The organism is Pseudovibrio exalbescens (assembly GCF_028737195.1).
Classification (GTDB): domain Bacteria; phylum Pseudomonadota; class Alphaproteobacteria; order Rhizobiales; family Stappiaceae; genus Pseudovibrio; species Pseudovibrio zosterae.
Genome location: NZ_JAQZAJ010000001.1, coordinates 436515 through 449584, shown reverse-complemented (window position 1 = coordinate 449584; position 13070 = coordinate 436515). Strand labels below are relative to the sequence as shown.

Sequence of the window (13070 nt, the reverse complement as noted above, 5' to 3'; positions counted from 1 at the left end):
ATTATCCTATTTCTCAGCGGACGCGGCCGCGGCATCCACTGTGTTTAATGTTCCCATCCTCAAACGGCTCCCTCTGACGCCAACAAACACAAGAATTGCCCGAGTTAGATTGGAACCGCCGAAATACCTTTAGTTTGTTATTGCCCCCAAGAAGCTTACGCTTCAGGCACCGCCGAGTTTAATCAACTCAGCCGCGTCATGAAACGTTTTTCTCAAGTCCCTTGCAATCGAGCCCGGTGCCCCATTTGCGATAACTGTATCGTCAATTCTGGTCACCGGCATTACAAGTGCAGACGCAGCCGTGATAAACGCTTCCCGTGCCGACTTGGCCTCTTCTACGGTAAAAGCACGCTCTTGAACAGAAATACCCTTCATTTCCGCCAGTTTCATCACAACAGAGCGTGTAATACCCCTCAAAATGCCGTGGTCCGCCGGACGAGTGACAAGTGTCCCATCATTAAGAACGATCCATGCATTAGTAGAACCACCCTCGGTTACGAACCCGTCTTTATCCACAAACCAGGCTTCTTTTGCCCCAGCTTCCTTAGCCTTTTGTTTAGCAAGTACATTAGGCAAAAGACCTACGGTTTTAATATCAACCCTGGCCCAGCGATTCTCAGGAGTCGTGATTACTGAAACGCCCTGCTCTGCCGCTGCCTCATTCTTCGTGGCAGAGACTGACTTGGCGGTCATCACAATTGAAGGCGGCGTATCCTCGGGCGGGAAGTAATGATCACGACGCGCAACCCCGCGGGTAACCTGAATATAGATCAGACCATCCTTGACGCGATTGCGCTCTATCACTTCTCTCATGACCCTGATGAGCGCGCCTCGTGCCATTGGAGCACGAATAGCCAACTCTCTTAGAGAACGGTCCAGTCGCTCCAAGTGCTCCGTCTGATCAACGATTTGTCCCTTCCAGATTTCGCAGACCTCATAAACGCCATCTGCGAACTGGTATCCCCTGTCTTCAATATGGACCGCTGCCCGTGAGTGGGGCACGTACTGGCCATTGACATATGCAACCCTGCTCATCGGTTTCTCCTGATTGATCTTATTGGAACCGGGTAAAGGCACCAAGGAAGCGCCATGGCATTCCTAGTGAAACATTACCCGATCATCCCAGAGCAGTTGGCATTTTACAGAAGTTCTACATCAAGCAGTGCTGTTATACACTCATCGTTATCCTAGAAAAACTCAAGTGATACACGGAACATCTGCTCAACCTGTCGTACGCGCTCGGCCAGAGCGAAAATAACAACACGGTCATTTGCGCGAACTTTGTCTTCTCCACTTGGCGGCAAGACTTCGCCATTACGGTAGATCGCACCAATGCGAATGCCTTCTGATAGCTCAACTTCGCGGAGAGGCTGTCCTACGAGCGGCGATGTTTCCAGAGCTTCTGCCTCAATAACCTCAGCAACACCATTTTGCAGCGAGTGAACAGAGCGGATACGGCCACGACGCACGTGCTGCAAGATCTTCGAGATCGTCACTTGACGTGGATTAACGAAGGTATCGATGCCCAACGCATGCGCAAATGCCGGATAGCTGGAGTTGTTCAAAAGCGTTAAGTTGCGCTCACAGCCCAGCTTCTTGGCCATAACGCACGACAAGATGTTGACCTCATCCTCGTTGGTCAAGGCAACCATCATGTCCGCATCTTCTACATCCGCCTCCTGAAGCAGCACCTGGTCCAAAGCACTGCCGTGCAGAACAACCGTCCGGCGCAGCTCATCGGCAATACTCATCGCGCGCTCGCGGGACTGCTCAATGATTTTCACCTTGGTTCTGACCTGGCGGCTTTCGAGACGGCGGGCTACGTAGGAACCGATATTGCCACCACCAGCAATGATGACGCGGCTGGCCTCTGGCTCTTCGTGACCGAAAATACCAAGCGTTCTGCGCACTTGTTCGCGCTCACAACATACATAGACCAGGTCCCCTTCGCGCATCATATCACTGCTGTGCGGAACAAAAATCTGACCGTCACGGAAGATACCAACCACGGTCGATTTGAGATCTGGGAACAGGTCTGTCAGCTGCCTCAGCGGTGTATCAACCACCGGGCAGTCTGCTTGACAATCGATGCCGACGACCACAACACGGTCATCGGCAAACCGAACCGTTTCCATGGCACCAGGCAGCGACAAGCGCCGCAGCACCATCTCTCCCACTTCGATTTCCGGCGAAATGATAACGTCGATCGGCATGTTCTCTCTGGAGAACAGGTCGCTATACCGGCTTTCCAGATAACTTTGAGCACGCACGCGAGAGACTTTGGTCGGCACGTTGAACAAGGAGTGCGCGACCTGACAGGCCACCATGTTGACCTCGTCGTAGAGCGTAACGGCGATGATCATGTCCGCGTCCGCCGCACCTGCCTGCGCAAGCACATCCGGATGCGCACCGTGGCCCACAAAACCCCGCACATCCAGAGTATCGCGAATAACATTCACCAGCTGAGGCGATGTATCGATAACGGATACATCGTTCTGCTCAGAAGCCAATTTTTCGGCGATGCCGTAGCCAACCTGCCCGGCACCGCAAATCACGACTTTCATTGCTTTGTCCTACAATTCGCGAGTCATTGCTCGCGACCCTATCATGAAAGTCCGAGCGATTTCAGCTTTCTGTGTAGCGCTGAACGCTCCATGCCAACATATTCCGCAGTCCGCGAAATATTGCCCCCAAAACGGCTGACCTGCGCCTTGAGATATTCGCGCTCAAACTGCTCTCTGGCCTCTCGCAATGGCAAGGACATCAGCTCTGTGTTGCCACCAGCACCCGGCATACTTGGCAGTGTTGACGCCACCTCAGAGGGCAGAAGGTCGGCCGTGATCACTGCATCCGGTTCTCCGCGGGTCAAGATCATCAGGCGTTCCACGTTGTTCCGCAACTGCCGGATGTTGCCAGGCCAGTCATGGGTTTGCAAAACCGCCATAGCGTCTTCCCCAATTCGGCGCATCGGCAAGCCAGTGGAATTAGAGATCTGCTGCATGAAATAATGGATGAGCTGCGGGATGTCCTCGCGGCGCTCTTCCAGTGCCGGCACACGGATCGGCACAACACCGAGGCGATGATAAAGATCTTCTCGGAACCGTCCTTCCGCGACCTCGCTTTCCAGGTTGCTCGCACTTGAAGACAAAATACGAACATCAACCTTCACTTTGGAAGATCCACCGACACGAGAAAAATTCTGGTCGACAAGAACGCGCAGGATCTTGTTCTGAGTTTCGCGCGGCATATCGCTGATCTCATCGAGATAGAGCGTTCCACCGTGCGCCTCCTCCAGTGCGCCAACTTTTCGTGGCTGGCTGTCGGTCTCCTCAATCCCGAACAGCTCTTCCTCCATGCGCTCTGGTGTGATGTTAGCAGCACTCATCACCACAAACGGGGCCTTAGAGCGGGAAGAGGATTCGTGAATGGTCCGTGCTACCAACTCCTTACCTGCCCCGGACGGGCCGTTGATAAGGACGCGGCTGTTTGTCATCGCAATGCGTTCAATGGTGTTGCGCAGACTGTTCATGGCCGCCGAAGAGCCGACGAGCTGAGCGGCATCCGCACTGCGCTGCTTCAGCTCCTTGATCTCACGCTTCAGGCTCGAAGCCTCAAGGGCGCGTTCAACGATCAGCACCAGTCGATCCGCCTTGAAAGGCTTTTCGATGTAGTCGTAAGCGCCGCGCTTGATTGCCGATACGGCTGTTTCGATGTTGCCATGACCGGAGATGATGACCACCGGCAGATCAGGGTTTTGCTGCTTGATGATATCAAGCAACTCCAATCCGTCCAGGCGGCTTCCTTGAAGCCATATGTCAAGAATGACGAGCGACGGGCGCCTTTCGGCAATGGCCTCCAACGCGCTATCGCTGTCGCCAGCAGTGCGTGCTGAATAGCCGTCATCATCTAGGATACCCGCGATAAGGTCACGGATATCGGCTTCATCGTCCACAATAAGAATGTCACTTGCCATGGCTTGTATCCACCACTTCTTCTGTCCGATTGGATTCACTGGATGGGTTGAGAGATGCAGCTAGTGTCAATCGGACCATAGCCCCATGCCCCCCTCGGCTAACGGCAGGCGCATCAAGCAGCTCGATCCCCCCGCCATGATCTTCCATAATTTTTCGTACAATCGCGAGGCCCAGACCAGTCCCTTTTTCTCGGGTTGTCATGTATGGCTCAAGCAATCTGGTGCGCTGTTCCGAAGGCAGACCGATTCCGTTGTCGATCACCTCAATCACGCGGTTGTCGCCTTGCTCATAAAGGCGGACACGGATCTCGCCCTTCTCCTCGGTGTCAGTCTGTTCAAGAAACGCTTCGACAGCTTCGGTCGCGTTCTTGATCACATTTCCAACGGCCTGCCCGACCAAGCGGCTATCAAACTGAGCGAGCACCGGCTCTTCTGGCAACTCTGTCTTGATCTGCATTTCGGAGTTCGAGACGGAAAGCATGAAGGCTGTTTCGCGCACCATAGCGCGAAGATCGCCCTGCTCTATCTTCGGCTTCGGCATGCGGGCGAACGAAGAAAACTCATCGACCATGCGGCCAATGTCTCCCACCTGACGGACGATGGTGTCCACGCATTGGTCAAAGACCTGCCGGTCGTCTTCACTGATGCGTTTGCCGTAGCGGCGGCGAATACGTTCTGCCGAAAGCTGAATCGGTGTCAGCGGGTTCTTGATCTCGTGCGCGATACGACGAGCCACATCTGCCCAAGCCGAATTGCGCTGCGCGGCCACAAGGTCTGTGATGTCATCAAGTGTCACAACAAAACCGTGCTCAGACCGGGTTGCTTCTTCCGTTGTCACGCGAACATTGACAGTTCGCTCTCGGCCATTTCGAACCAGCGAAACCTGAGCGTATTTACGATGATCCCCGCGGCCATTGAGAGCCTCTTCCACGGCATCATTGAGTTCAATCACCGCTTCTGCAATCGGCCTTTCAAGCAACTCGTTCTCATCTTGATCCAAGAGATTCAAGGCTGAACGGTTGATCAGGGTAATGTGGCCTTCATCATCAATACCGATGACGCCAGAAGAAACGCCAGAAAGCACCGCTTCGGTAAACCTGCGGCGCTTGTCAATCTGATCATTTGCGGCCAGCAGTGCGGCGCGCTGTCCGCGCAGCTGCGAGGTCATGTTGTTGAACGTGGTGCCAAGGTTTGACAGGTCACCAGCTGCCTTGTCGGTTTCAACTTCAACAAGGTAATTGCCCTGCGAAACCTGATCCGCCGCGCCAATCAGATTTCGGATCGGCTTTACGAGGTTGTTGGCAAAGCCAAAGCCCACCCAGATGGAAGACAACAGCAAGACAAGCGCCACCCCAACGTAAACCAGAGCAAAGGCAAGCTGCACCCCGAACCGGCGCGCCTCAAGCTCGGCGTACTCGTTGATCCCCGCCTCTGCCAGACGCTGGTATTCAACCACACGCGGGTCGAGCGCTCTTGTCACATATAGATAGAGATCGTCATAGGCGGTGAGTTTCATGACGCCGCCAACAAGGTTCGAAACACCAGGCGCAATCAAAACGGGAGCGCCCGCCTGCGCTTGTTCCATGGCAATTTCTGGAGGCAGCAAGGGCTCGACATCCGGATCGCGCAACACCCGCGTAACCACTGTCCCGTCGCGCTCTAAAATATAGGCGGCGAGCAACCCGCGCACCCATGTCTGGGTCTCGAAAAAGCGGTCAAAACGAGACGGCTCGTAGTGGTAAGCGTTTCGGTTGAGATCCACATCATTGACCATCGCGATCAACGTACTGCGGAGTACATTGCCATGCTCTTGAACGTATGCCGCGGCAACGGACTGAGCATTGCCGATGATCTGACGCGTCCTCTGCTCGAACCATCGATCCAGCCCCTGATCAAGCGTGATTGTCGCAACAACTGCCACGAGAATTGCAGGAATGGCTGCCACGAGAGAAAACATCGTGACGATGCGCACATGAAGCCGAGCTGCAGCGCGCCCACGCCGGCGCGCTTTAAGGAGCTTGAAAAACTCCCACATGATCAGGCCGACAAGCAAAGCCACCAGCACGCTGTTCAACACAAGCGCGGCATAGACAACATTTGCATTGGGGACGATCGGGGTCAGTCCCATAAGGACTGTGAAGGAGATCCCAATCGACAAAAGAGAAACAATGACCACGAGCAACCCAGCCAAGCGTGCTCGGTGCCCCATCAAACCAGATTTACGTTCGGTTTTTTGTTGGTTTGCTTTGAAAATCATGCGCAACGTGTCGTGGGATACCTAAAAACTACGAAATACAGTTGCATCATTAGCACACATGTTGCCGATGCGCGACACCCGGTTATTCATGCGGATGACACTGGGGAAAAGAAGGCCGCTACCAAAGCTCAGAAAGCGGCCTCATCAAGAAATTGTCTAGCTCTCCCAACGAGATCAGGGCCTTATCTGGATGTCCTGATAACCTGAACATCGAGATCACGAATTTTCTTGCGCAAGGTGTTTCGATTCACGCCCAAGAGTTCTGCGGCCTTGATTTGGTTGCCTCGGGTGGCTGCCAAGGTCGCTGAGATAAGCGGATACTCAACTTCTCGCAGGATACGATGATAGAGGCCTGGAGGTGGCAGATCATCACCGAAGCTGCCGAAGTATTCTCCCATAAATCTCTCGACCGCGCTGCTCAGGTCTTTGTCGGCAGCACTCTCGTCACTGGACTGCGCCATGGCTGGCTGGCTCAACTCCAGATCGATCAGACTGGAGGTGATAACGTCTTGTGGGTACAAGGCGGCCAAACGGCGAACCAGATTCTCCAGCTCACGCACGTTGCCAGGCCAGCGATAGCGGCGCAATTTTTCCAGTGCATTCAACTCGATTTGCTTGGATGGGAGCCCTTCCTTTTGCGCAAAAGAGAAGAAATGGCGCACCAGATCAGGGATATCTTCGGTACGCTCTCTGAGAGGTGGCAAGCGGATTGGGACCACGTTCAAGCGGAAGTACAAGTCCTCGCGAAACAGCCCCTGCGCAATCAAGTGCTGCAAATCCTTGTTGGTGGCGGCAATGATGCGCACATCCGTCTTGATGGGGGTACGCCCCCCAACGGTGGTGTATTCACCTTGCTGAAGCACACGGAGCAAACGCGTTTGCGCTTCCATTGGCATGTCGCCAATTTCGTCCAGAAACAGCGTACCGCCGTCAGCTTGTTCAAACCGCCCGGACGAACGCGCCTGAGCCCCTGTGAACGCGCCTTTCTCGTGCCCAAACAGTTCGGACTCGATCAAATCCCGCGGAATGGCCGCCATATTCACAGCGACAAAGGGTCCATTTCGGCGCTTGCCATAATCATGCAGCGCTCGGGCTACAAGTTCCTTACCCGTACCACTTTCACCATTGATCATCACGGTGAGGTCGGTCTGCATAAGCCGCGCCAGAACGCGGTAAATCTCCTGCATTGCAGGAGAACGCCCCACCAGAGGAATGTTGTCCTGCCCCTCTTCTCCCGCGGGCACCCGGCGGGACTTGGGCTCTGCCAAGGCACGCCCAACGATGTTTGTGAGCTCCTTGAGGTCAAAGGGCTTTGGCAAATATTCGTAGGCGCCCTGCTCTGAGGCCTTTATTGCGGTCATGAATGTATTCTGGGCACTCATAATGATCACAGGCAATTCCGGACGCAGCTTTCGAATACGTGGCAACACATCGAACGCGTTTTCGTCCGGCATCACCACATCCGAGATAACCAGATCCCCCTCTCCAGAACTCACCCATCGCCACAAGGTCGTGGCATTGGATGTGAGGCGTACCGTGTAACCGGCACGGGAGAGCGCTTGATTCAAAACGGTGCGGATCGCCGCATCATCATCGGCGACAAGAATAGTCCCGCTTGGCATCGCTGATTATTCCTATTCCTCTGTAACGGCATCTGAAGCTGAAAAGGCCGGCATGAGAATGCGAAACGTTGTTCCCCGCCCGGTACTGTCACACTCGATGACACCACCATGGTCTCCTACAATTTTCGCAACCAGCGCCAAGCCAAGCCCCGATCCGTTTGTTTTTGTCGTAATGAAAGGCTCAAAGAGATGAGGTAAAAGGTCCTGTGGTACGCCCGGTCCGTTGTCCTTGACGCAGAACTCAAGTGGCAGGCTGACACGCTCCCGCGCGCCCGGGACAGAGAGGCGAACACCAGGTCTGAAAGCTGTTGTTATTGTAATCTCCGCATCCGAAGAAGCCGATAGCGCCTCACCTGCATTCTTGACTAAGTTCAGGAACACCTGAATGAGTTGATCTTTGTTGGCATAAACCGGCGGCAATGAAGGGTCATACTTTTCGACAATCCGAATGTCTTTGGCAAAGCCGTTCTCCGCAACCTGCTTCACCCGATCCAGAACCACGTGGATGTTGACTGGCTCGCGATCAATCGGCCGCTCATCGGAAAACACTTCCATACGATCCACCAGTTTCACGATCCGATCGGTCTCCTCCATGATGAGGCGCGTAAGAGCCCGGTCATTCTCGTCCGCCGAACTTTCCAGGAGTTGTGCTGCACCACGAATGCCCGAAAGCGGGTTCTTGATTTCATGTGCCAACATGGCCGCAAGGCCAGTAACAGTGCGCGCAGCACCTCGAGAGGTGAGCTGCTTGTCCAATTTCTCAGCCATCGTGCGCTCCTGAAAGAGCAGCACAACCGACCCTGGCTGATCGCTTAAAGGCGAAGCGTGAATGTCGACAAGTTTTTCCGACCCAATGCGAGGCGAGCCGATATCAACCTTGTACTCATTTACCGGCGCCCCGCGCTCGCGTACCTGAGCAATCAAGCTCAAGAGCGGGCTGCCAAACGGTACGAAGTAAGAAAGGTCATGACGCTGCAGGACTGCGAGGCTTGCTTGAAAGAAAGCCTCCGCGGCGGCATTTGCCCGGCTTATTTTTTCGTCTTCTCCGACAACCACCACGGGGTGCGGCAGTGAATCCAGAACCTGCTGCCCTGTGGTGCCGAGCCCCTTTGCACCAGCTGCCCGAGAAACGTCATTCATTATGCAGCACTCCGCACATAGTTTGTATTGTCGGAAAAAAGTTGGTGAAGAGTCATCCGAACCCAATCCGGATCTTGCGACGTCATTAGCTGCTTCATGACAGCACCCGACACCTGTGCCTTTTCAAGATTGGCCTCAATGTACCAGCCAATATGCTTACGCGCTGATCGAAGCCCGATATCGCCCGGATAATGATCCAGCATGGCGTCGTAGTGCTCTACAACCAAATCTGCCAGATCCTTGCCCTTTGGCGCTTCAAGCCGCTCCCCAGATTCAAGGAAGTGCCCAACATGCCCGGATAACCATGGCCGCCCATAAGCACCGCGACCCACCATCACCATGTCCGCGCCTGACTTTTGCAGCATCTCGGTCGCATCATCAAAACTGCAACAATCGCCGTTGGCGACCAGAGGCACATCAACGACCTCGCGCACCATGGCAATCGCTTCCCAGTCGGCTTTGCCCTTATAGAACTGGCTGCGCGTACGCCCATGCACCGTAATCATCTGCACACCGGCATCCACTGCACGGCGCGCAAGTTCAGGCGCATTAATGGAATTCTCATCCCAGCCAAGCCGCATCTTCAAGGTAACGGGCACCTTCACGGCAGCTATTGTGGCCTCGACCAATGTCAAAGCATGGTCAAGATCTTTCATGAGCGCTGAACCAGAGTAACCGCTTGTCACTTTTTTGGCAGGGCATCCCATGTTGATGTCGATGATGTCAGCACCAGCTGCTTCAGCCAACCGCGCGCCCTCACCCATCCAATGCGCCTCTCGGCCTGCAAGCTGAATGACGTGCGGAGAAATCCCTTCCCCTTCTGCGCGCATCAAGGATTCCGGGTGCCCTGTTACCAACGCCTCGCTGGCTACCATCTCGCTCACCACGAGGCCGGCGCCAAAACGCCAGGCAAGCTGGCGAAACGGCAAGTCAGTCACACCTGACATCGGCGCTAGAACGCACCTGTTTCTAAGAGGGATCGTGCCGATGAGTGTCATGGTTGTTTTCTGAGCGCCGAAAGATTCTGCACATTCCGTATGCATTGCATTATTTGCCTATAATGTAATCACTCTTAATAATCAAGCAGACGATTTCCACTTCATACTCACTCAGCGTATTGAGCAAGCGCTCCGAATAAGCCAATAAAACACCAAGAACAAGCGGCCACTGGCGCATGAAGGCCCTGCATGGCATGCCTGCAACAGACAAAGGACGAAGACAGCTCTTGACCCAAGAACCGCAGATTGTCGCGCTGGTTGTGGCCGCAGGCCGTGGCTCCCGCATGTTGACCGATACTGACTCCAGTCCCAAGCAATATCGGGATTTAGCCGGGCAGTCGGTTTTGCAACGCACTTGTCAAAAGTTCATCGACAACGAGCACGTTTCCCGGGTTCTCTGCGTTATTCATGCAGATGACTTTGACCTTTATGAAAAGGCCACCCTGTCTTTGGAGAGCCACAAGCTTCTTCCCCCTGTTGTAGGCGGGAGGGAGCGCCAAGAATCCGTTCGTCTCGGCCTCGCCGCGTTGGCGGAGCTTTCCCCTGACTTTGTCCTCATTCATGACGGGGTCCGTCCCTTTATCACTCAGGACGTCATTAATAGGGTAGTCAATCAGCTCAAAAATGGCAGTAAAGCCGTCCTGCCCTCAACAAAAGTCAGCGACACTCTCAAAAGCAGAGGCGATGATGGAACCATTGCGGGCACCATTGATCGCACACGCATCTGGAGCGCACAGACGCCGCAAGGGTTCGACTTTGATGCAATATCAGGGGCTCATCGACAGGTAAACGCAGAAAACCGCAACGACTTTACCGACGACACCGCCCTCATGGAGCATGTCGGCATACCGGTCCTGATCGTTGAGGGTGATAGCGCCAACGTGAAACTCACAACCCCTCGTGATATGGAACTTGCACGTCAGAAGGTGGCAATGGAGAACACTCTCATGCTCTCGGATATTCGTGTCGGCTCGGGCTACGACGTTCATGCCTTTGAAAAGGGGGACGCTGTGATCCTTGGCGGCATCTCCATCCCGCACACGATGAAGCTCAAGGGGCATTCGGATGCGGATGTGGCTCTTCATGCCATAACCGACGCCATCTTTGGTGCATTGGCAGATGGCGATATCGGATCTCACTTCCCCCCTTCTGATCCGCAGTGGAAGGGCGCAGCATCAGACCAGTTTCTTAAGTATGCCGTCGACAAGGTTACAGAGCGCGGGGGACGCATCGCGCATCTTGACTGCACGATCATTTGCGAAAGCCCCAAGATAGGGCCGTATCGCGATGCAATGCGCGCTCGCATCTCAGAGATCTGCGAGCTGCCAATCGAACGGGTAGCCGTAAAAGCAACCACCTCCGAAAAACTCGGCTTTACTGGGCGAGAAGAAGGCATAGCATCCATGGCGACCGCCACTATCCGCCTCCCAGGCAACGAAGATTGGTAGGGTTCAAATGACAGACCTTGTTTCATTGCGGCCGCAGGCAGAACAACTCATTGCACTATGCGCCGAAAAGTCTCTGATGATCGCTACAGCAGAATCATGCACGGGCGGCCTCGTGGCCGGACTGCTTACGGAAATCGCGGGCTCTTCAGCCGTGGTCGACAGAGGCTTTGTCACTTATTCCAACGAAGCAAAAAATGAAATGATCGGCGTCCCCCTGCCCCTTCTTGAGGAACACGGCGCTGTAAGCAAACAGGTGGCTCTCGCCATGGCTCATGGCGCCCTCGGCCGTGCCCGTGCCCAGATCGCTGTTTCCATTACTGGCATCGCGGGCCCTGGCGGCGGCTCACCCGACAAGCCAGTCGGCCTTGTGCATTTTGCCGTAAAGGCTAGCAGTGGCTTCGAGCACCATGAAGAAGCTCGCTTCGGCGACCTTGGCCGCGAAGTTATCCGACACAAATCAGTAGCCACGGCCATAAAACTGCTAAAGATCGCCGCAGAGCAATCTTAACCCTTTCAAAACACAGCATGCCTATGCTTCATCCAGTGTAAATACTACCGAATATTTTACTGGATATTTTATGAAGCGTCTTTTCGCCCTTGCTCTGTTCGGCGCACTGTTTTCGACCTCCGGCCTTGCTTCGGAGGTCTATATGATTTCACGAGATAATGAAGGTGAGTTTGTCGGCAGCCACAAGATGTTCAGCGTGGCAAAGGATGGCCACAAGCGTGTCAAGATCTGCGGCTCGAACTTCTGGCTGCGCCCCTACACAGTGGTCTGGTCGAAATGGGAAGAGCAATCTGGTCGGCAGGTCACGTTGGAGGGTCACAAGAATGGACGCTGGGATATCCTGTGCGACAATCCAACTGAGCATGTCAGCCTGCGTCAAGTCGGCGTTTATGTTTCCTTGGAAGACGCCATGCTCAACGCCCGGAACATAACAACCGATCGTAAGAACCGGTTTGAGGCCATTCGAAAAACGTTCAACGATCGCAGCCTTGGCTCGAAGAAGGAAGAAGAAAGCCCCCTTCTGCCAACGCAACCATATGATGCAAGGCCCTGACGCTTTCCGCTCTGTATAGAGCGGGAGGACACACCTCAGGCAGCAGCGCCATAAACCTCATCTGCCCGTGCTTCGAAGGCTTCAGAGAACTTTCGAAAAGCACGATCAAACATCGTTCCCATCAAAGCCCCGAGCGTTCGGCTCTTGAACTCATAGTCAATGTAGAACGAGATATCGCAGAGGTGATCTTCTGGAGATAGGAAGTTCCAACGGTTCTCAAGATGCTTGAAGGGCCCGTCAAGGTACTCAACGAGAATCTCCAGATTCGACGGATCAAGAGTAACTCGGCTGGTGAAAGTCTCCTTCACCACCTTGTAAGCCACCGTCATATCGGCGATCAGCACTTCCCGTTCCGCCTCCAAAGGGCGTCGTCCACGGACCACAAGGTTCTGACAAAGCGGAACAAATCGCGGGTACTGTTCAATATCAGCAACGAGATGGAACATATCCTCTGCTGTATGTTGAACACGGTGTACTGTCTTGAATGACGGCATAATCGTCTACCGAAGCCTTCTTCCGTTCGCATTCTGCGCCCTGACATACTTCAGGAAAGCCTGACTGCCAACACGTG

General features: G+C 54.3%; 11 protein-coding genes. 3 read left to right on the top strand and 8 right to left on the bottom strand.

All coding sequences use genetic code 11. From position 1 onward, the window contains the following. Nucleotides 1–162: 162 nt before the first annotated feature. The 7 genes from PUV47_RS02220 to dusB all read right to left on the bottom strand — a co-directional run bounded on the left by PUV47_RS02220 (nt 163) and on the right by dusB (nt 9990). Nucleotides 163–1035 carry a D-amino-acid transaminase gene (locus PUV47_RS02220; RefSeq protein WP_274216813.1) on the bottom strand — a complete coding sequence of 291 codons (873 nt, stop codon included), beginning with the start codon at nt 1033–1035 and terminating at the stop codon, nt 163–165. A 152-nt stretch (nt 1036–1187) separates the two neighbouring features. Then, nucleotides 1188–2564: a Trk system potassium transporter TrkA gene (trkA, locus tag PUV47_RS02215; protein ID WP_274216812.1), complete on the bottom strand. Its 1377-nt coding sequence runs from the start codon at nt 2562–2564 to the stop codon at nt 1188–1190. Nucleotides 2565–2605: 41 nt separating this feature from the next. Beyond that, nucleotides 2606–3973 (bottom strand): sigma-54-dependent transcriptional regulator, encoded by a 1368-nt coding sequence (locus tag PUV47_RS02210; protein ID WP_274216811.1) that lies wholly within the window; start codon nt 3971–3973, stop codon nt 2606–2608. Then, a complete protein-coding gene (locus PUV47_RS02205; protein ID WP_319621190.1) occupies nt 3963–6164 on the bottom strand; it encodes a PAS domain-containing sensor histidine kinase in 2202 nt (733 codons plus the stop codon). Before PUV47_RS02205 ends, PUV47_RS02210 begins: the two co-directional genes overlap by 11 nt. Nucleotides 6165–6412: 248 nt before the next feature. Further along, nucleotides 6413–7852 (bottom strand): nitrogen regulation protein NR(I), encoded by a 1440-nt coding sequence (gene ntrC / locus PUV47_RS02200; protein ID WP_274216810.1) that lies wholly within the window; start codon nt 7850–7852, stop codon nt 6413–6415. 12 nt (nt 7853–7864) lie between these two features. After that, entirely contained in the window at nt 7865–8992 is a 1128-nt protein-coding gene (locus PUV47_RS02195; RefSeq protein WP_274216809.1) for a two-component system sensor histidine kinase NtrB, read from the bottom strand. Then, complete coding sequence (gene dusB, locus PUV47_RS02190) at nt 8992–9990, bottom strand: tRNA dihydrouridine synthase DusB (RefSeq protein ID WP_274216808.1); 999 nt, start codon at nt 9988–9990, stop codon at nt 8992–8994. Before dusB ends, PUV47_RS02195 begins: the two co-directional genes overlap by 1 nt. Nucleotides 9991–10217: 227 nt before the next feature. Here dusB and PUV47_RS02185 point away from each other — a divergent pair, with 227 nt between their 5' ends. The 3 genes from PUV47_RS02185 to PUV47_RS02175 all read left to right on the top strand — a co-directional run bounded on the left by PUV47_RS02185 (nt 10218) and on the right by PUV47_RS02175 (nt 12499). Beyond that, nucleotides 10218–11438, top strand: coding sequence for a bifunctional 2-C-methyl-D-erythritol 4-phosphate cytidylyltransferase/2-C-methyl-D-erythritol 2,4-cyclodiphosphate synthase (locus PUV47_RS02185; protein WP_274216807.1), 1221 nt, complete (start codon nt 10218–10220; stop codon nt 11436–11438). Between the two features lie 7 nt (nt 11439–11445). Further along, nucleotides 11446–11946, top strand: coding sequence for a CinA family protein (locus PUV47_RS02180; RefSeq protein ID WP_274216806.1), 501 nt, complete (start codon nt 11446–11448; stop codon nt 11944–11946). Between the two features lie 70 nt (nt 11947–12016). Continuing rightward, nucleotides 12017–12499, top strand: coding sequence for a hypothetical protein (locus tag PUV47_RS02175; RefSeq protein ID WP_274216805.1), 483 nt, complete (start codon nt 12017–12019; stop codon nt 12497–12499). Between the two features lie 35 nt (nt 12500–12534). On the opposite strand, the gene PUV47_RS02170 is transcribed toward PUV47_RS02175, so the two are convergent. Beyond that, the gene (locus PUV47_RS02170) at nt 12535–12993 is read right to left on the bottom strand and encodes a type II toxin-antitoxin system RatA family toxin (RefSeq protein WP_274216804.1); all 459 of its coding nucleotides are present in this window, start codon (nt 12991–12993) and stop codon (nt 12535–12537) included. Between the last annotated feature and the right edge of the window lie 77 nt (nt 12994–13070).